Raw genomic sequence first — 19634 nt, 5'->3', positions numbered from 1 at the left:
TGCCCGCGAAGCAGGCTGCGCGGAGCGTGGCACGGGCTTCGCCCGTGTTCGCGGGCATGCCCGCTCCCACAGTGATCGCGCAAGCTTTCAGATTTTGAGCAAGACAGTTGCTCCCTTAGGGGTGTATTGGATCCATTCCCATTCGCAAAAACCCCGTGCGTTTCGCTTAAGCTTGAGTACAATCGTCAGCTTTTGCCGGGCCCCCTGTCCCGTCGCTGGAACTCCCAATGCTGACCGGTAGCTACTCCTCTTCGCTGGTGCTGATTTCGCTGTGCGTGGCGATTCTGGCGTCTTATACCGCCCTTGACCTGACCGGCCGCATCGCCACGGCCAAGGGCCGGGCTGCCTACTTGTGGATGGGGGGCGGCGCGTTGGCCATGGGCATCGGCGTGTGGTCGATGCACTTTATCGGCATGCTCGCCTTCAGCCTGCCTGTCGACCTGGGTTATGACCTGGCGCTTACCGCGTTCTCGCTGCTGATCGCCGTGCTGTCCTCGGGCTTTGCCCTGTGGCTGGTGAGCCAGCCGAGCCTGCCGTGCCTGCAACTGGGCTTCGGCGCGCTGATCATGGGCGCCGGCATCGCCTGCATGCACTACACCGGCATGGCCGCGCTGCGCATGCTGCCGGGCATCGACTATGACCCGACGCTGTTTGGCGCCTCGCTGCTGATTGCCGTGGGTGCGTCTGCGGCGGCGTTGTGGATCGCCTTCCGTCTGCGCAAACACACCCCCTACGTGCGGCAGATCCGCGGGCTGGCGGCCGTGGTGATGGGGTTTGCCATCGTCGGCATGCACTACACCGGCATGGCGGCGGCGAACTTCCCCGAAGGCAGTTTCTGCGGTGCACTGGCAGGTGGGTTGCAGGGCGACAGCCTGGTTTACCTGGTGTTGATCACTACCTTGGCGGTGTTGGCCGTGGCCTTGCTCACCTCGGTGCTGGACGCGCGCCTGGAGGCGCGCACCGCCGAGCTGGCCCGTTCGCTGACCCTGGCCAACCAGGAGCTGACCCAGCTGGCCCTGCACGATACCCTGACCGATCTGCCAAACCGCACCTTGCTGGCCGACCGCATCGAGCAGGCCATTGCCAAGGTGGCGGAGCAGGGCGGCTGTTTTGCCCTGATGTTCATTGACCTGGACGGTTTCAAACCGGTCAATGATGCCTTTGGTCACCACATTGGCGACCTGCTGCTCAAGGCCGTGGCGGGGCGGCTGCGCGGCCACTTGCACAGCCAGGACACGTTGGCGCGCATCGGCGGTGACGAGTTCGTGCTGCTGGTGGAATTGCAGGAGCCGAACGATGCCATGGACGTGGCGGTCAAGCAGGTCAACCTGGTGTCGCGGCCATTCCGCGTGGCCGAACACGACCTGCAACTGTCGGCGAGCCTGGGCATTGTCCTGTATCCGGGCAACGGCCAGGACCAGCACGAGCTGCTGCGCAATGCCGACGCCGCCATGTACCACGCCAAAAGCGCCGGCAAGAACGGCTACAGCTTCTTCGACGTGTCGATGAACAGCAACGCCCGCCAGCAACTGCAACTGCTGCAGGACCTGCGCCAGGCGCTGGAGCAGCGCCAGTTCCGGTTGCACTACCAGCCCAAGTTCGACGCCCAGGCCTGTCAGCCGATCGGTGCCGAGGCCTTGCTGCGCTGGGAGCACCCGCAACAAGGGCTACTGCTGCCTGACCGTTTCATTGGCCTGGCAGAGAAAACCGGCCTGATCATTCCTATCGGCGAGTGGGTGCTGGACGAAGCCTGCCGGCAGATGCGCCAGTGGCTGGACCAAGGGCATCAAGGCTGGCGCATGGCCGTGAACCTGTCGGCCATCCAGTTCTGCCATGCCGGGCTGGTCGAGAGCGTGGCCCGGGCCCTGCAACAGAACGGCCTGCCGGCCAACTGCCTGACCCTGGAAATCACCGAAACCACCGCCATGCACGACGCCGATGCCAGCTTGACCGTGCTGCAACGCCTGTCCGACATGGGGGTGGACCTGTCCATCGATGACTTTGGCACCGGCTACTCCAGCCTGATGTACCTCAAGCGCCTGCCGGCCAATGAACTGAAAATCGACCGTGGCTTCGTGCGTGACCTGGAGCAGGACAGTGACGATGCGGCGATTGTTTCGGCTATCGTCGCCCTGGGCCAGGCGCTGGGCCTACGCATCGTTGCCGAAGGGGTGGAGACCGACAAGCAGCAAGACTTCCTGACCCGCCTGGGGTGTGATTCGCTGCAAGGCTACCTGCTGGGCCAGCCAGTGCCCGCCGAACAGTTCATGAGCAAGTTGCAGGCATTGCGTCAGCAGGACGCGGCGGCGGGTTAAACCGCGTCGCGCAAGGTGAAGCTGGGTATGAACGCGTCCATCTCCGCCTCGACGGCTTCGATGATGCGTTCAACGTCGGCGGCAGCCATGACGGCTGTGCAGGGGATACCGGCTATGGCCAGTAGCGTTTCGCCGGTGGCGCGGTCGAAGAGCCGTGCGACCATGCTGCGTGGCGCATCCATGATGGCCTCGAAGCCCAGCGGGTGGAAATGCCAGCGCATCACCTGGCAGGCGTTGGGGAACGTCATCTTGTTCATGCCTGCCTCCTTGTCCGTGCCTGGACGTGATGAGCGGATGGCCACATCGATGCGGCTGCCGGGAATGTAAACATAGCAGCTGCCACGCGTGATTCTCGGTTGCAAATACGACAAATGTGCCAATGCATGACAGCGGTCACACTCTTGCCATGGAGGCAGCTTCTCCGATGTCCCCATGGCAAACGTGTTCCTCGGACAATCGGAGCGGGCATGTCCTTGAGGTCCGATCGCTGTGCTCGACATTATTACTACTGCCTTTCAGACAAACGGTCGTAGTGACTCTGTGTGAATGGGTTCACCGGGAATAAAAATATTCAGTACAGGTTAATTGCGCGAGGCGCGAGGTTGTTCGGTTATCGGGTTGCGAGTATGGAAGGCGACTGGTGATACAGGCACAAAGGAGCCAGTTCTTATATCGCCTGATACGTCCGTCGCTGCAGTAGGGGCAGGAAGAAAACGTCCGCCATAGAAAATCCCTACTTGGACGTCTTCTTGGCGCTGGTTAAATCGTGGCCCATAGGCAATGAATGTAATCGCCGATCGGACTGGTCGCGGAAGCCTGTCCCATTGCCGTGCAATGCGGCTTGGGACGCGCATCAAGTCATCCACAGCATTATCGATTACATGGTATGTGTAATCGAGTGCGGCCTGGCCGAGCCTGTCGATCTGGGGTGTTGGCTCTGGGGTCAATGAGTTTCGTCTGGATGGCGGCGGTGTTGGCGTGCCTATGTCTATGGTGGTGTCTTGTTGGCTCAATGAGCTTCGTCTGGATGGCGGCGGCGTTTGCGGAGAAAGCCGGCGGTTTAATCTGGATACACGTTGCCTAAGCCACTCGAAGAATCGTCCGCTTGGATCGTGGCGATTGATGGGGTCGTTCTGGCAGTAAGCGTATGCGTTCGTTCCGCCAGCGGAAAACGGTGATAACGCATCTGCCTGAATGAAGCGCATCAGCAATGGCGAATAGAACCGATGCCCGTTGCCCAAAGGGTAGCATCCAGTGACCTTTTCGAGGCGCTGGCCAGTAAAACCGAGGGCAGGCATATTCGCGTTCGCTTCTCGAAAACCATAGGCTGAGTATCTGCATCTTGAGGGTGCAGGCGAGAAGCCTAGCACAGTCGTCGCACTATCACAGTGTGGCAGGTGCCATGCGGTGGAGCCCGAATTTCTCTGGCCGAAGGTTACTCCGCGTGCACGTAAATACTGCTTCGATGAAGTGCCTGTTTCAGTAACCAACATCCCGTTTTTGTAAAAATATCTGTTTTTGTCCATGGGAAGTCGGCCGTATTCATGTGCTGTAATTATTTGCGTCGCAAGAAAAGTAAGCCGATTTTTTCATCGGGTCTACTGGTAGAAATATTAGCTATGCAGGTAAGGGTATTGGTGATAGTGGCTCAACCGAGGAGCCCGGCAGCAATGTTGATAGTGAAACCTAAAATAGCCGTGTTGAACACGAAGCCCACAATGGAATGCGCCAGCACGATCCGCCGTAGCCGCCTGCCGGCAACCCCCACATCTGACGTTTGCACCGCCACGCTGATGGTGAACGAGAAGTAGTGAAAGTCCCAATAGTCCGGGTTGCGCTCGCCATCGGCGAAGCGCAGCGGTGGCTCGTGATTCTGCCCGGTATAGAACAGCCGGGCGTAATGCAGGCTGAAGATGCAACCAATCAGCAGCCAGGAACCGGCCACGGTCAGGCCGGTGTAGAGGTAGTGCAGGGCCAGGTCTGCGCCTTGCAGCCCCCGGCTGGACACCAGTTGCAGGGTGACTGCGGCGAGGCTGGCGATGGCGGAAATGCACACGGTGAGCAGGACCAAGCCTGCGTTTTCGTCTTCGACGCGGGCAACCTTGCGGACCTTTTCCGGGCTGGCGCCCCAGCTCAGGTACAGCACCAGCGCCAGGTACAGCCACACGCCCAGGTTCCAGCCAGCGAGGATGTGTTGCACGGCGTCACCGGCAGGGATCAGCCAGGCACCAATCAGGCCTGCCGCTGCGGCGAAGCTCAGGCGAGGGTGGGTACGGGTCAGGCGGTGGAAAGCCATGGGGCCTCATTCACTGTGGGTATGGTCTCTACTCTAGCTTGTTCTTTGCTGGCACCCATCGCACACCCTTGCAACTCTCAGTACACTGCACGTTCCAACACCAACATCTGTTGAACTCGAGGTTTTTGCATGACGCTCAGTCCTTTGGCAGGCAAGCCGGCTCCGGCCAGCGTGCTGGTCGATATTCCCCGGCTGCTCACCGCCTATTACACCGGCCGCCCAGACGCTGCCGTGGCGGCCCAGCGGGTGGCCTTCGGCACCTCGGGGCACCGGGGCACTTCGCTTGAATTGAGTTTCAACGAATACCACGTGCTGGCCATCACCCAGGCCATCTGCCTGTACCGCCAGGAAAAGGGCATCGATGGCCCGCTGTTCATCGGCGCCGACACCCACGCCCTGTCGGCCCCGGCCACGGCCAGCGCGCTGGAAGTGCTGGCGGCCAACGGCGTGCAAGTCAGGTTGTCGAAGGACGACGAATACACGCCCACGCCGGCTGTGTCCCACGCCATCCTCTGCCACAACCGTGGCCGCCAGCAGGGCCTGGCCGACGGCATCGTCATCACCCCGTCGCACAACCCGCCGCAAAGCGGTGGCTTCAAGTACAACCCGCCCAATGGCGGCCCGGCCGACAGCGATGTGACCAAGTGGGTCGAGGCCAAGGCCAACGAACTGCTGGCAGCGAACCTGGCAGGCGTCAAGCGCATGGACCATGCCCAGGCGCTGCAGGCCCCGACCACCCAGCGCCACGATTACGTGAGCAGCTATGTGGCGGACCTGGAAAACGTCATCGACTTCGATGTCATCCGTGGTGCCAAACTGCGCCTGGGCGTCGACCCGCTGGGCGGGGCAGGGGTGCGCTACTGGTCGGCCATTGCCGAACACTACAAGCTGGACCTGGAAGTGGTGAACACCGAGGTAGACCCCACCTTCCGCTTCATGACCGTCGACTGGGACGGCCAGATCCGCATGGACCCGTCCTCGCCATACGCCATGCAGGGCCTGATCGGCCTGCGCGAGCGCTTTGATGTGGCCTTCGCCTGCGACCCGGACCACGACCGCCACGGCATCGTAACCCCGGACGGCCTGCTGCAACCGAACAACTACCTGGCCGTGGCCATCGACTACCTGTACCGCCACCGCCCGCAATGGCGCAGCGATGCAGCCGTTGGCAAAACCGTGGTGTCCAGCGGCCTGATCGACCGCGTTACCCAGCGTCTGGGCCGTGAGCTGTACGAAGTGCCGGTGGGCTTCAAGTTCTTTGCCCAAGGGCTGTTCGACGGCTCGCTGGGCTTTGGTGGCGAAGAAAGTGCCGGTGCGTCGTTCCTGCGCCGCGATGGTTCGGTCTGGGCCACCGACAAGGACGGGCTGATCCCGGCCTTGCTGGCTGCCGAGATGACCGCCCGCACCGGCCGTAACCCGAGCCAGGCCTACGCGGACCTGACCGAAGCCTTGGGCAAGCCGTACGCTACCCGGGTCGAAGCCAAGGCCGATGCGCGGCAGAAGGCGTTGCTGAGCAAGCTGGCACCGGAGCAGGTCAAGTCGACCGAACTGGCCGGTGAGCCTATCGTGCAGATCCTCAGCCACGCGCCGGGCAATGGCCAGGCGATTGGCGGGTTGAAGGTGATGACCGCCAATGGCTGGTTTGCCGCACGGCCGTCGGGCACCGAGGACATCTACAAGATCTACGCCGAAAGCTTCATCGACGAGGCGCACCTGCAGCGCCTGGTGCAGGAAGCGCAGGTGCTGGTGGATGCAGCGATTGCCTGACCGGTAACAAACCGCTTGGTACTGCGGCGTAACGTAAATTAGAATTAATCCTATTTACGCCGCCGCAGGGCCATTCCCATGATCGACGCCGCGCCGCCACCAGAGCCTAGCCTGCCTGCCCTGTACCGGGAGCATCGCGGCTGGCTCGAAACCTGGCTACGCCGGCGCCTGGGCAATGCCTGGGATGCCGCCGATCTCAGCCAGGATACTTTTCTGCGGGTACTCACCAGTGCCCAGCCATTGGCAGACATACGTGAGCCAAGGGCTTATCTGCTGACAGTCGGCAAGCGCCTGCTGAGCAACTTCCACCAGCGACGTAGCCTGGAACAGGCTTATCTCGATGCCTTGGCCACCTTGCCCGAGCAGCATGTGCCCTCGCCAGAAAAACGCTGGATATTGCTGGAAACCCTGCAAGCACTCGACGAATTGCTCGATGGCCTGAAGGCACCGGTGCGCAAGGCCTTTCTCTGGAGCCAGCTCGAAGGCGTGGGTTACGCCGAAATCGGCAAGCGCCTGGGCGTTTGCGAGCGCTCGGTGAAACGCTACATGGCGCAGGCATACGAACATTGCCTGTTGGCCGAATTGCAATGACCCCCCATTCCCCCGAAACCCGCGAAGCTGTACGTGCTGCCGCCCGCTGGCTGGCGCTGCTGGACTCTGGCGACGCCAGCGAGACCGACTTGCTGCGCCTGGCACAATGGCGGGCCAGCAGCAGCCTGCATGAGGACGCCTGGCAAAAGGCATCATTGTTGCGCCAGCGTTTTACCGCGCTACCCGGTGCGCTGGCCATGGCCACCCTGGACCGCCCGGACGCCGGCCGCCGCGCGCTGCTCAAGCAAGCCTTGGGTATCGCCGCGCTGTTGCCGACAGCCTGGCTGGTCAGCCGTGAGCTGCCTCTGGATGCCTGGACTGCCGACATGCACACCTCGGTTGGCGAACGTCGGCAGGTGCTATTGAGCGATGGCACCTCCGTGCAGCTGAACACCGACAGTGCAGTGGATATCGACCTGGGGGCTCGCCGCCTGACATTGCTGCGCGGCGAAGTGGCGATCAAGGTGCCCGCTAACCTGAGCCTGACGTTGCAGGTGCCATATGGCCAGGTAGCATTCGGTGGCGGTGAGGTATGCCTGCGGCTGATCGATCAGGCTTGCCGGGTATCGATCGTCGAAGGTGTAGCCAGCCTGCAGCCGCTGCGTGGCCCGGCACAGGCTCTGCAAGCCGGGCAGCAGGCCAACCTGCACGTGGCCGGCGTCGGCCCGGTGACAGGCCTGGATGAATGGCGACTGGGCTGGCGCGAAGGCGTGCTGCGTCTGGATGACCGCCCGTTGGGCGAACTGCTGCATGAGCTGCGCCGATACCGCCCTGGCGTGTTGCGCTGGGCCCCGGAACTGGAGCGCCTGCGCGTGACCGGCACCTTCCGCCTTGACGACACCGACCGGGTGCTGGCCTTGCTGGCCGCCAGCCTGCCTTTACAGGTGCAAACACGCACGCGTTACTGGGTGAGCCTGGGCGCACGAGAAAATCGTGCGTGAGGCTGTCCCCTTTTTTTCATTCACCGGTCATTACCGGTAGAAGAAAACAAAGGGGAGCCTTGTTCAATGTCTGCAGTAATGTCTTGCCGCCTGCGCCCGCTGGCGCGCGCAGTGCGTCCGTTGTTCGCCATGAGCCTGTTGCTGTCTGCGCCCGCCTGGGCCGATGAGCCGGCGCGGCGTGCCTATGAGGTGCCGGCCGCGAGTCTGGGCGCCGTACTGACCCGCTTTGCCGACCAGGCCGGTGTCAGCCTTTCACTGGACCCTGCGCTGGTCCAGGGTCGGCAGAGCAGCGGCCTGTCAGGTAGCTACAGTGTCGAAGAAGGCTTCATGCAACTGCTGCGTGGCAGCGGCCTGCAGTTGCTGCCGGTAGGTGAGGGTGCCTTCACCCTGGTGCCGGCACCCGAGTCCGGTGGCGCTCTGGAGATCGCTCCGACCAGCATCGTCGGCGGACTGGCAGCAAGCAACGAAGCGCAGCCGTACGCCGGTGGCCAGGTGGCACGTCAGGGCACGCAGGGCCTGCTGGGCTCGCGCGATTTCATGGAAACCCCGTTCAGCATCACCAGTTACACCAGCGAACTGGTCAAGAACCAGCAAGCGCGGACCTTGGGCGAACTGATCGCCACCGACCCGTCGGTGCGCGCCACCAACCCGGCGGGCGGGCGTTTCGAGCAATTCACCATTCGCGGTTTCAGCCTGTTCAACAGTGATGTGGCCTACAACGGCCTGTACGGTATCTTACCGACTTACTCGATCGACATGGAAATGGCCGACCGGGTCGATATCATCAAAGGCCCCAGCCAGTTGATCAACGGCATTTCGCCGCGTGGCAGCGTGGGTGGCGGTATCAACGTGCAGCCCAAGCGGGCCACAGACAAGCCGATCACCGAGTTTACCGGCAGCTATGCGTCGGCTGGCCAGGCAGGGGGCGCGGTGGATGTTGGCCGGCGTTTTGGCGAAGGCCAGCAGTTCGGCGTGCGTTTGAATGCTGTGAAGCAGGCCGGCGATACCGAATGGGACCACCAACGTGTCGATCGCGAAATGGCGGTGCTGGGCCTGGATTTTCGCGGCGAGCGCCTGCGCCTGTCGGCAGACCTAGGCCACACCGAGCGTGACACGGATGCACCGCAGGAGCGCGTGCTGATCGGCGCCAACGCCAGGGTGCCGGATGCCAATGATGTTCGCCACAACTATGCCCAGGCCTGGAGCAAGGCGCGCACCAACGACACCTTTGGTGCGTTGCATGCCGAATACGACGTCAGTGAGTCGCTGCTGGCCTATGGCGCGGTCGGTGCGCGTGAAAGCAACCATGATTTCCTGCGGCACAACGTGTCCATCACCAACGATGCCGGCGACTTCACCGTGCAGCCGCGTGACTTCACCCGGGACGAGTCGGTGCGTACCGCCATGGGCGGCCTTCGCAACTGGTTTCACACCGGGCCGGTCAGCCACGAGTTGAACCTGGCCGCCACCTACTTCTACATGGACTTCACCAACGGCGGCGCCCGCTATGCTTCGGCGCCCAGCAACCTCTACAACCCGGTAGCGACCCCGACCCCGGGCACACCCACCCGCATCGACCCCGAGGTCTACACAGAAAACCGCTTCTCCGGTGTAGCCCTGGCCGACACCCTCGGTTTTTTCGACGACCGCCTGCTGTTGACCCTGGGCGCGCGCTGGCAGCGGGTGCAGGTGGATGACTGGAGCGACGGCGTCAAAGGCGAGACTGCCTACGACGAAGAAAAGGTCTCGCCTTCGGGCGGCGTGCTGCTCAAGGTCACCGACCAGCTGTCGTTGTACGCCAACTACATGGAAGGCCTGAGCCAGGGCAAGATCGCGCCGTCGACGTCGATCAACGAAGACCAGATTTTCCCGCCGTTCACCAGCCGGCAGGTTGAGGTAGGGGCCAAGTACGACCTGGGCCAGGTTGCGTTCACGGCCAGCGCCTTCCGCATTCGCCAGCCGGCCTACGAGACCAACGCCACCTCGCGGGTGTTCGGGCCCAATGGCAAGCGTGACAACCGTGGTATAGAGCTGAGCGTGTTCGGCGAACCGGTGCAAGGCGTGCGGGTGCTGGGTGGGGTCATGTACATCGACAGCGAGCTGACCGATACCGTGGGTGGTGCCTACGATGGCAACCGCGCGCCGGCCACGCCCGAGTACAACGTCAACCTCGGCGCCGAATGGGACGTGCCCGGTGTGAACGGGCTGACCCTGATGGCGCGGGGCATTCATTCCAGCTCGCAGTACCTGGACCAGAACAACAGCAAGCAGATCGATGGCTGGGAGCGTTACGACCTGGGCGCGCGCTATGCCTTCAAGGTGGATGCTACCGAGGTTACCTTGCGGGCCAGTGTCGAGAATGTGCTGGATGATCGTTACTGGAGCTCGGCGGGGGCTTCGGATGACAGTGAGCCGGGGTTGACCCTATCCACGCCGCGTACCTACCTGTTGTCGGCCACAGTCGGTTTCTAGCTCAAAATGCGGGGCCGCTGTGCGGCCCATCGCCGGCAAGCCAGCTCCCACTCCGACCGCGCCGACCTCAAACCATGCGCGGTCCCTGTGGGAGCTGGCTTGCCGGCGATGGGCTGCGCAGCAGCCCCAATGGCCTCACCCTCCAATCGTCCGCCCCAGCTTCTGCGCCTGCCCCTGCAACACCCGCATCAGGTGCATCGCCGCATGCGACGGCGGCTCGAACCGCGAATAGACAAAGCTGATATCAAAGTGAATTTCATCGGCCAGCGGCACTACCGCCAACCCACTGTCCTGCGCCACGAATTCGTCGATCACGCTGATGCCCATGCCTTGCTTCACCAAGGCCACTGCTTCGTTGGCGTTGGTGAACGACAACAGTGATTTCAATTGCAGCCCGCGCCGCTCGATGTGCCCGGCCAGCAGTTTGCCAAACGGCATGTCGGGCCTGAACAGCAGCAGCGGGTGGCCTTCCAGCTGCTGCAAGGTCAGTGAGCCATGCCCGGCCAAGGCGTGGTCGGGTGGCATCACCACCACCATGCGCCCGCGCATGAAGGCCTGCGAATGCAGGTGATCGTGCACCACGGGCAGGGCGGCAATCGACAGGTCGACCTTTTTCGACAGGATCTGGTTGGGCATTTCGCCCATCAGCGAGGTTTGCCACTCGATGTCCAGCGAAGGCGCCTCGCGCTTGAGCTGCGCCAGGGCAATCGGGATGACCACCGTCGACAGCGAGGCGCTGCAAGAGATACGCAGCTTGCGGTGGCCGCCGGCACCCAATGACAGCGCACATTCATTCACCTCCAGCGCCGCCTGGTACACCCGCTCGACCTCACGGAACAGCACCTGCGCCTCGGCGGTGGGCACCAGGCGGTTGTTGATGCGCTCGAACAGGCGATAAGCCAGACGCCCCTCGATGTATTGGATCAGCTTGCTCACGGCCGGCTGCGACACGTACAGCAGCTTGGCCGCCGCGCTGATCGAGCCGGTCAGCATCACCGCACGGAACACTTCCATGTGCCGCAGTTTGAACACCATGGGGCTAGCGTCTGCGCCTTCGTTGCCAAGCAGCATGTCTATTACCTTCGGTTATGGTCTTCGCCATCTGGGTATGAGCGTCAAACCCGGCCACGCAGTATCTTGAACCCAGCCAAATCGCCCTTGCGGCGAACAATAACAAGATCTGTAGGCAAGCGCAGCGGTGCTTGCCGGGAGTGCTGCGTGAACATCTTTGACGAACCGAAGATCGATTGCCATAACCATTTGTTTGACCCCGCCCGTTTCCCTTACCACCCCGACGCACCCTATGCGCCCTCTGGCCAGGAGGTGGCGACCCAGGAGCAGTTCACCCGGGTGATGGACGCCTACGGTGTACAGCATGCCTTGCTCGTCGGCCCCAACAGCGGCTACCACACCGACAACCGCTGCCTGCTGCACGCCTTGGCCACCGGGCAAGGGCGGTTCAAGGGCGTGGCGGTGGTCGAGGCAAGTATCCCTCTCGATGCGCTGGCTGCGCTGCAGGCGCAAGGGGTGGTCGGTATCGCCTTCAACCCCGCGTTGTACGGGGTGGCCAGCCTCAAGAACGTTGACGGGTTGCTCGGCAAGGTCGCCGAGCTTGGCCTGTTCGCCCAGGTGCAGGTGTGCGAAGACCAGTTGCTGGACCTGCATGGCCTGCTGCAAGGCTCCCGGGCGCGTCTGTTGATCGATCACTGTGGCCGCCCGGATGTAGCCGCCGGGGTGCAGCAAGCTGGCTTCCAGGCCTTGCTGCGGCTGGCCGACAGTGGCCGGGCCAGCGTGAAACTGTCGGGTATGCAGAAGTTTGCCGCCGCCGATGCCTTGCTGGAGCAGAGCAGTGCCTACGTCCACGCCCTGCTCGAAGCCTTTGGCCCCGAGGCCTGCGTATGGGGTTCGGACTGGCCGTTCATTCGCCAGCGCTCGCGGGTGGACTACGGCCCGTTGCTGAAACTGGCCGAATGCCTGCTGGCGGATGCCCGCATGCGCCGTGCAGTGATGTGGGACACACCCCGCCGTCTGTTCGGGTTTGCCTAGAACCCGGGTTTTGCCATTCCAATAACAAGAGAGCAACCGTCATGAACACTGAACAGAACGCCAGCCTTGGGGTGTTCGACACCCCGGCGCGCGCGCAGCAACGCACCCGCACCCGCTTCATGATCCTGGCGCTGATCTCCGGCGGCACCATGATCAACTACCTCGACCGCAGCGTGATGGGCATTGCAGCGCCCAGCATCAGTGCCGACCTGGGCTTGAACGCAGCGATGATGGGGGTGATCTTTTCCGCCTTCTCGTGGACCTACGCTGCCGCGCAGATCCCAGGTGGCATCCTAATCGACCGGTTGGGCACCAAACTCACCTACTGGCTGGCGCTGACCCTGTGGTCGCTGTTCACCGGCCTGCAAGGGCTGGCGCAGGGCTTTCTGTCTTTGCTGGGCATGCGCTTTCTGGTGGGAGTGACCGAAGCACCGTGCTTCCCTACCAACAGCCGGGTAGTGGCCACCTGGTTTCCACAGAGCGAGCGGGCCAGGGCAACGGGTATCTACACCTTTGCCGAGTACACCGGCCTGGCGTTCCTGACGCCGTTGCTGTTCTGGGTGCTGCATGCCTATGGCTGGCGCTTTCTGCTGATGGCCGTGGGCCTGATGGGGATCCTCTATGGCCTGGTGTGGTGGCGCAAATACCATGAGCCGCACCAGTCCACCACGGCCAACCAGGCCGAACTGGACTACATTGCCGCCGGCGGCGGAGTGGTCGATGGCGGGCAGAAAGCCACGGTGTTCCGCTGGTCGCAGATTCCGGCGCTGCTCAAGCACCGCAACATGCTGGGCATCTGCCTGGGGCAGTTCGCCTGCAACTCCACCAACGTGTTCTTCCTCACCTGGTTCCCCACTTACCTGGTGACCGAGCGGCATATGCCCTGGCTCAAGGTCGGCTGGGTAGCGGTGCTGCCGTTCATTGCCGCCTCGCTGGGTACGCTGGTCGGCGGCTGGCTATCCGACGCCTTGCTGCGCCGTGGCTACTCGCTGAACGTGGCGCGCAAGCTGCCGGTGATCGCCGGGCTGCTCACCGCTTCGGTGATTGTTTTGGCCAACTACGTCGAGTCGGATGCACTGGTGATCACCATTCTGTGCATCGCCTACTTCGCCCAAGGGATGTCTGCACTGGCCTGGATGATCGTTTCCGATATCGCCCCGAAAGGCCTGCTGGGCCTCAGTGGCGGCCTGTTCAACCTGTTCGCCAATGCGGCGGGCATCGTCACCCCCTTGACCATCGGCATCATCGTTTCGCTCACCGGCTCGTTTGTCTGGGCTTTGGCGTTCGTGTCGTCGATCACCGTGCTGGGGGCGCTGTGCTACCTGTTCATGGTCAGCGACCTGCGTCGCTTGCCGGAAATTCCAACTGTCGAAAATGGAGCAAAACAATGAGCCAGTACCTGCAAGGCCAGACCGCAATCGTCACCGGCGGCATGCGTGGCATCGGCCTGGCGATCGCCCAGCGCCTGCATGCAGCCGGCGCCCAGGTGGTGATCTGGGACCTCGCTGTCGATGGCTGGAACAGCCTTGAAAATGGCTTTGAGCCGGTGCTGCGCCAGGCGGTGGATGTGTCATCGCTGGCCTCGGTAGAGGCAGCGTTCGCCGAGACGCTGACGCGCCTGGGGCAGGTGCAGATCCTGGTCAACAATGCCGGCATCAACGGCCCGGTGGTGGCGTCGTGGGAGTACCCGCCAGAGGCCTGGGACAAAGTCATCGCCATCGACCTGAACGGCGTGTTCTATTGCTGCCGCACCGCCATCCCGCACATGCGTGAAAACCGCTACGGACGCATCGTCAACATTGCCTCCATGGCCGGCAAGGATGGCGTGCAGTACATCTCGGCCTATTCGGCAGCCAAGGCCGGGGTCATCGCCTTCACCAAGGCGGCGGCCAAGGAGCTGGCGCAGGACGGCGTGCTGCTCAACTGTGTGGCACCGGCCATGGTCGAGACACCGCTGATGGCCGAAATGACAGCGGAGCACATTGCCGCGAGCAAGGCCAAGATCCCCATGGGGCGCTTCCTCAAGGCCGAGGAGATTGCCAACATGGTCAGCTGGATCGCCGGCCCCGAGTGCAGCTTTACCACCGGCTTCGTGTTCGACCTCAGTGGTGGGAGGGCGACCTATTGAATGGCCTGGGCGTGGCGCACCTGACGGCGCTGGAGCTGGCGCCAGTGAGTCTGGTGCGCGAGGCGCGGCGCGCTGGCTTCAGTGCCGTGGGCCTGCGCCTGCACCCGGTGATGCCGGGGGCGCAGGCTTATCCGGTTGCGGCCGGTAGCGAGGCCATGCGTGAGCTGCGGGCAGTGATGGCAGGGGAAGGCGTGCGTGTGACGGACATCGAGTTCGTCTCGCTGACGGCGCAAACCCGGGTTGCCGATTACCAGGCGCTGTTGGCCGCCGGTGCCGAACTGGGGGCGACGAGCCTGACGGTGTCGGGGGACGACCGGGATGTTGCACGGCTGACCGGCAACTTTGCAGCGCTGTGCGAACTGGCGCGTGGCCACGGCCTGCGGGTAGACCTGGAGTTCATGCGCTGGCGGCCGGTGGCAACCTTGCAACAGGCGTGCGCGGTGGTGATGGGGGCGGGGCAGGACAACGGAGGTGTGCTGGTCGATGCCTTGCACCTGTTCCGCTCGGGTGGCCAGGTGGCGGACATCATGCGGGTCAACCCACACCTGCTGCGGGCCGTGCAATTGTGCGATGCACCGCTGCTGGCGCCTGCGGACGATCTGATCATTCAGGAAGCGCGTGAGGGCCGCCTGTTGCCGGGGGAGGGGCAACTGCCGCTGGCGCAGTTGCTCACGGCGTTGCCCGGTGACCTGTGCGTCAGCGTGGAGGTGCCGTCCGCCGGCTTGCCCGCAACAAAGCGGTTGCAAGCGGCGGCACAGGCAACCCACGCCTGGTTGCACGACAGGCGTGGGTTACCTGCCGTGCAGGGCGCCGGTCACGCCTGATCCGGCACCACGGCGATCACGTCGATCTCCATCAGCCATTCGGCCTGGGCCAACCCGGCCACCACCAACCCGGTGGAGATCGGGAACACACCCTTCAGCCACTTGCCTACCTCCTTGTACACCGGCTCGCGGAAGCGCGGGTCGGTGATGTAGGTGGTGGTCTTGACGATGTGCGACAGGTCCGAGCCGGCTTCTTCAAGCAGTTGCTTGACGTTTTTCATCGCCTGCTCGGTCTGTGCGCGCGGGTCACCCAGGCCCACCAGCTTGCCTTCGAAGTCGGTGCCGACCTGGCCGCGCACATAAATGGTGTTACCGGCCCGCACGGCCTGGCACAGGTCGTTGTCCAGGGTCTGGTTGGGGTAGGTTTCCTTGGTGTTGAACATGCGGATGCGAGTGTGGGTAGGCATCAGTGGGCTCCGAAGGTGCTGACGTTGCTGATCGTGTTGTCTTGCTGCTCATCCGCGTCGCGCTGTTCGCGGTCGCGGTAGGCCAGGTAGGTGCGTTGCGTGGCGATGTGGCCGGCGACGTGCTTGGCGTCGTGCCACACGCCCCAGATGAACGACGAGCCACGGCGCGACAGCCACGGCAGGCCCAGGAAGTACACGCCGGGCTCACGGGCTACGCCACGCTGGTGCTGGGGTTTGCCGTTGGCATCGAAGGTGTCCACCTGCAGCCAGCTGAAATCCACACCGTAACCGGTGGCCCAGATGATGCTGCTGACACCGGCTTTGGCCAGGTCCAGCTGCTGCAGCGGGTTGACCATGCATTCCGGGTCGGCGAGGCGCTGGCGGGCTTCGGGCTCTTGCGGCAGGTCCAGGCCGTTGCGTTCGATGTAGGCATCGGCGGCATCCAGCAGGGCCAGGTAGTTTTCGTCACCACGGTTGATGTTCTCGACCAGGTTGTCCTGGAAGCGCGCCACGCCGTTTTCGAACGACTGGGTCAGGCCGACCAGGGTCATGCCTTGATGAGCGAGGGCACGGAAGTCCACGGTGTGGCCGCCACGGGCGCCGCTGACGGCGATGGTCACGTGCTCGCGGCCAGGCTTGGCGATTTCTGCGTCCCACTCACCCAGCACGCCCAGCCACCAGCAGAAGTCGCGGTTGCGGTAGGCACGCGGCGGGCGGTCGTGGGCGCCGACCGACAGGTACACCTGGCGGCCCGCACGCATCAGCTCTTCGGCGATCTGCACGCCAGAGGAGCCGGCACCTACCACCAGCACTGCGCCTTCCGGCAGTTGCTGAGGGTTGTAGTAGGCGGCGGAATGGATCTGGTGCAGTTTGCTGTCCTTTGGCGCAATGGCGGGGATCACCGGCTTCTGGAACGGGCCGGTTGCCGCAACCACACGGTTGGCGCGAATCACGCCTTCATTGGTTTCGATGGTAAAGCCCGGGCGGTCGCTGTTGCGCACTACACGCTTCACTTCAATACCGGTGCGCACGGGCAGGTTGTACTTGCGTACGTACTGCTCGAAGTAGTCAGCCACCTGGTCCTTGCCGGCGAAGGCGTCGGCGTCGAGGTTGAATGCCAGGCCCGGGAAGCGGTCGTGCCAGACCGGGCCGTTGGCGACCAGCGAGTCCCAGCGGCCAGTGCGCCACGCTTCGGCGATGCGGTTGCGCTCCAGCACCAGGTGCGGCACGCCAAGCTTGTTCAGGTGTTCGCTCATGGCCACGCCGGCCTGGCCGGCGCCGACGACGAGGGTGTCGATTTCGAGGTTGTTCAGTGTCATGTCCGAGCCCTTGTTCAGGCGGTTTTTGTCAGGTCGGTTTGGAGGACCGCCGTTGCCTGGGGCCAGACTAGGGATGCGATGCAAATGGCGAAAATAGTATTTAGCTGGTGCTTGCCGATAAAACGGCGAAGGCCCTGATTTACCTGGTCTGCAGCGTGCCTGAGAGGCGATTTTGTGCTGTTTTTCAAGCGGTTTTGCAGGCTTAGTTTTTTCCTGCTCAAGGCACAGGAAAATGTTGGTTTCGTGGGCTGGAAGGTTGCGCCCAGAATGCCCTGCATCGCACAGGACAACAGGAGCATTACCATGACCTTCTCCATCATTGGCCGCTGCCAGGAAACCGGCCAGGTCGGCATCGCCATCAGTTCGTCGAGCATTGCCGTGGGGGCCCGTTGCCCTTGGGTACGTGCCGGTGTTGGCGCCGTTTCCACCCAGAACATCACCTTGCCAGCGCTGGGCCCGCAGATTCTCGATGCCCTTGAACAGGGCCAGTTGCCCCCCGCCGCCGCGCTGGACCGGGTGCTCAGCGCCAATGGCTGGAGCGAGTACCGCCAGGTTACCGTGATCGACAGCCAAGGGCAGGTGGCGCTGTTTACCGGGCGCGAGGCATTGGGCACGCACAACGCCGTGGCGGGTGAACAGTGCGCGGCGGCGGGTAACCTGTTGTCCTCGACCCAGGTGATCGAAGCGATGGTCGTGGCGTTCGAGCAGGCTGGCGGCCACCTGGCAGACCGCTTGCTGGCAGCCATGCACGCGGCGATGGCTGCAGGTGGTGAAGCCGGGCCGGTGCACTCGGCGGCGTTGAAGATCGCCGGCGAGCTGACCTGGCCATTGGTGGACCTGCGCGTGGACTGGGCTGATACCGACCCGATCGGCGTGCTCGACGGCCTTTGGCAGGCCTACCGCCCACAGATGCAGGATTACGTCACCCGTGCCCTCAACCCGACCGCTGCACCCAGCTATGGGGTGCCGGGCGATGAGTGAATTTGCCAGCCGCGCGCTGCTGGCCCGGCTGATCGGCTTTGCTACGGTCAGCCGGGACTCCAACCTTGAGTTGATCGGCTTTATCCGCGATTACCTGGCCGAGCTGGGGGTGGAGTGCGAGCTGTTTCACAACCCGGAGGGCACCAAGGCCAACCTGTTCGCCACCATCGGCCCACAAAATGTTGGCGGTGTGGTGCTATCGGGGCACACCGATGTGGTCCCGGTGGATGGCCAGGCCTGGACCGTCGAGCCGTTTGCCCTGAGCGAACGTGACGGGCGCCTGTATGGCCGTGGCACGGCCGACATGAAAGGCTTCATCGCTTCGGTGCTGGCCGCCGTGCCCGCGTTCCTCGCTCAACCTCTGCGCATGCCGGTGCACCTGGCATTCTCCTATGACGAGGAAGTGGGCTGCCTGGGTGTACGCTCGATGCTGGCCGCATTGGAACAGCGCCCGCACAAGCCGCGCCTGTGCCTCATTGGTGAGCCCACCGAGCTCAAGCCGGTGCTGGGGCACAAGGGCAAGTTGGCGATGCGCTGCCAAGTCCATGGCGCGGCCTGCCACTCGGCCTATGCGCCCTATGGCGTGAATGCCATCGAGTATGCGGCGAAGCTGATTGGCAAACTGGGTGACATCGGTGACGCCTTGGCCTTGCCACAGCATCACGACGAGCGCTTCGACCCACCGTTCTCCACGGTGCAGACCGGGGTGATCAAAGGGGGCAGGGCACTGAACATCGTGCCGGCGGAGTGCGAGTTCGACTTCGAAGTGCGGGCCTTGCCGGGGTTTGAGGCGCAGGCAGTGGCCGACCAGTTGCAGTCCTATGCAGAAGCCGAGTTGCTGCCACGTATGCGCAAGGTCAATGCGGCCAGTGATATTCGCCTGGCGCCGCTGAGCGCCTACCCGGGGCTGGCGACACCTGCCGACAGTGAGGCGGCGCAGCTGGTGGCGTTGCTCAGTGGTACCGATGAATTCGGCACGGTGGCGTTTGGTACCGAAGGCGGGTTGTTCGACCAGGCGGGTATTCCGACCGTGGTGTGCGGGCCCGGCAGCATGGACCAGGGGCACAAGCCGGATGAGTTTGTCAGTGTCGAGCAGTTGCAGGGGTGTGATGCGATGTTGCTCAAGCTGGTGGATTACCTAAAGCAGGATTAACTGTGCTGACTTCTTCGCGGGCTCGCCCGCTCCCACAGGACCCCACCAGTCTCAATGTCTGTGCAATACCTGTGGGAGATCACCCAGCCCTTCCGGGCTGCGCTGTCGCGCAGCAAACTTGAGATGTACGGCTTCAGATCTGCGCAGCGCTGACATTTTGAAAAAGAAAAGGCGGCTGGCCCGATAGGGCCAGCCGCCTTTTGCTTTGTTAGGGTTTGTGCGCGCGGGACAGAGATCGTAGCCAGCACTGGTGTGTGTCCGCACACCCGCGTGGGAGAGTGATCCGCACGGTATCGGCGTGAAGTCCCTGTAGGCATCAGCTAAATCAGCTGTGACCACGTATGAGAGAGTGAACACTTTCGCCACCGTGTGCCCCGCGCGCCCCTTATCCTGC

18 protein-coding genes are annotated in these 19634 nt (G+C 63.3%); 11 read left to right on the top strand and 7 right to left on the bottom strand.

Features of this window, described 5'->3' with window-relative positions; translation table 11 throughout:
* Positions 1-227: 227 nt before the first annotated feature.
* Positions 228-2315 (top strand): bifunctional diguanylate cyclase/phosphodiesterase, encoded by a 2088-nt coding sequence (locus tag N436_RS11515; protein WP_105947484.1) that lies wholly within the window; start codon positions 228-230, stop codon positions 2313-2315.
* On the opposite strand, the gene N436_RS11510 is transcribed toward N436_RS11515, so the two are convergent.
* From N436_RS11510 to N436_RS11500, 3 genes are all read right to left on the bottom strand, one after another.
* Positions 2312-2572, bottom strand: a complete 261-nt coding sequence (locus tag N436_RS11510; protein ID WP_019098363.1) for a DUF1652 domain-containing protein — start codon at positions 2570-2572, stop codon at positions 2312-2314. The two genes, N436_RS11515 and N436_RS11510, sit on opposite strands and share 4 nt — an antisense overlap.
* A 324-nt stretch (positions 2573-2896) precedes the next feature.
* The gene (locus tag N436_RS28940; RefSeq protein ID WP_371923304.1) at positions 2897-3613 is read right to left on the bottom strand and encodes an RHS repeat-associated core domain-containing protein; all 717 of its coding nucleotides are present in this window, start codon (positions 3611-3613) and stop codon (positions 2897-2899) included.
* A gap of 350 nt (positions 3614-3963) precedes the next feature.
* Positions 3964-4611 carry a DUF1345 domain-containing protein gene (locus N436_RS11500; RefSeq protein WP_105947485.1) on the bottom strand — a complete coding sequence of 216 codons (648 nt, stop codon included), beginning with the start codon at positions 4609-4611 and terminating at the stop codon, positions 3964-3966.
* Between the two features lie 129 nt (positions 4612-4740).
* On the opposite strand from N436_RS11500, the gene pgm reads away from it, so the two are divergent.
* The 4 genes from pgm (at position 4741) to N436_RS11480 (ending at position 10382) form a co-directional block, all read left to right on the top strand.
* On the top strand, positions 4741-6378 hold the full coding sequence (gene pgm, locus N436_RS11495) for a phosphoglucomutase (alpha-D-glucose-1,6-bisphosphate-dependent) (protein ID WP_016713855.1): 1638 nt from the start codon (positions 4741-4743) through the stop codon (positions 6376-6378).
* A gap of 78 nt (positions 6379-6456) precedes the next feature.
* Positions 6457-6969, top strand: a complete 513-nt coding sequence (locus N436_RS11490) for a sigma-70 family RNA polymerase sigma factor (protein ID WP_110741073.1) — start codon at positions 6457-6459, stop codon at positions 6967-6969.
* Positions 6966-7910 (top strand): FecR domain-containing protein, encoded by a 945-nt coding sequence (locus tag N436_RS11485; protein WP_110741072.1) that lies wholly within the window; start codon positions 6966-6968, stop codon positions 7908-7910. Before N436_RS11490 ends, N436_RS11485 begins: the two co-directional genes overlap by 4 nt.
* Before the next feature lie 66 nt (positions 7911-7976).
* Positions 7977-10382, top strand: a complete 2406-nt coding sequence (locus tag N436_RS11480; RefSeq protein ID WP_110741071.1) for a TonB-dependent receptor — start codon at positions 7977-7979, stop codon at positions 10380-10382.
* 135 nt (positions 10383-10517) lie between these two features.
* Here the strand turns inward: N436_RS11480 and N436_RS11475 are convergent, their stop codons facing one another.
* Complete coding sequence (locus N436_RS11475) at positions 10518-11453, bottom strand: LysR family transcriptional regulator (RefSeq protein ID WP_105947490.1); 936 nt, start codon at positions 11451-11453, stop codon at positions 10518-10520.
* A 147-nt stretch (positions 11454-11600) separates the two neighbouring features.
* On the opposite strand from N436_RS11475, the gene N436_RS11470 reads away from it, so the two are divergent.
* From N436_RS11470 to N436_RS11455, 4 genes are read left to right on the top strand one after another with little or no spacing between them, the layout of a single operon-like run.
* Entirely contained in the window at positions 11601-12428 is an 828-nt protein-coding gene (locus N436_RS11470) for an amidohydrolase (protein WP_105947491.1), read from the top strand.
* A 41-nt stretch (positions 12429-12469) separates the two neighbouring features.
* Entirely contained in the window at positions 12470-13819 is a 1350-nt protein-coding gene (locus tag N436_RS11465; protein ID WP_110741070.1) for an MFS transporter, read from the top strand.
* Positions 13816-14556: an SDR family NAD(P)-dependent oxidoreductase gene (locus tag N436_RS11460; protein WP_110741069.1), complete on the top strand. Its 741-nt coding sequence runs from the start codon at positions 13816-13818 to the stop codon at positions 14554-14556. Before N436_RS11465 ends, N436_RS11460 begins: the two co-directional genes overlap by 4 nt.
* Positions 14553-15380, top strand: coding sequence for a sugar phosphate isomerase/epimerase (locus N436_RS11455; protein ID WP_110741068.1), 828 nt, complete (start codon positions 14553-14555; stop codon positions 15378-15380). The genes N436_RS11460 and N436_RS11455 overlap by 4 nt, the downstream gene beginning before the upstream one ends.
* On the opposite strand, the gene N436_RS11450 is transcribed toward N436_RS11455, so the two are convergent.
* The 3 genes from N436_RS11450 to N436_RS11440 are packed head-to-tail and all read right to left on the bottom strand — an operon-like array spanning position 15371 to position 17411.
* On the bottom strand, positions 15371-15787 hold the full coding sequence (locus tag N436_RS11450; RefSeq protein WP_016713864.1) for a RidA family protein: 417 nt from the start codon (positions 15785-15787) through the stop codon (positions 15371-15373). The two genes, N436_RS11455 and N436_RS11450, sit on opposite strands and share 10 nt — an antisense overlap.
* Positions 15787-17106 carry an NAD(P)/FAD-dependent oxidoreductase gene (locus tag N436_RS11445; RefSeq protein WP_110741067.1) on the bottom strand — a complete coding sequence of 440 codons (1320 nt, stop codon included), beginning with the start codon at positions 17104-17106 and terminating at the stop codon, positions 15787-15789. The genes N436_RS11450 and N436_RS11445 overlap by 1 nt, the downstream gene beginning before the upstream one ends.
* Positions 17107-17120: 14 nt before the next feature.
* Positions 17121-17411, bottom strand: a complete 291-nt coding sequence (locus N436_RS11440; protein WP_110741066.1) for a hypothetical protein — start codon at positions 17409-17411, stop codon at positions 17121-17123.
* Here N436_RS11440 and N436_RS11435 point away from each other — a divergent pair.
* Positions 17410-18087, top strand: a complete 678-nt coding sequence (locus N436_RS11435; RefSeq protein ID WP_019098373.1) for a DUF1028 domain-containing protein — start codon at positions 17410-17412, stop codon at positions 18085-18087. The two genes, N436_RS11440 and N436_RS11435, sit on opposite strands and share 2 nt — an antisense overlap.
* Entirely contained in the window at positions 18080-19240 is a 1161-nt protein-coding gene (argE, locus tag N436_RS11430; RefSeq protein WP_110741065.1) for an acetylornithine deacetylase, read from the top strand. The genes N436_RS11435 and argE overlap by 8 nt, the downstream gene beginning before the upstream one ends.
* Positions 19241-19634: the final 394 nt, after the last annotated feature.

The organism is Pseudomonas sp. RV120224-01b, from assembly GCF_003208145.1.
GTDB lineage: Bacteria > Pseudomonadota > Gammaproteobacteria > Pseudomonadales > Pseudomonadaceae > Aquipseudomonas > Aquipseudomonas monteilii.
This window is presented reverse-complemented; position numbering and strand designations above follow the sequence as displayed.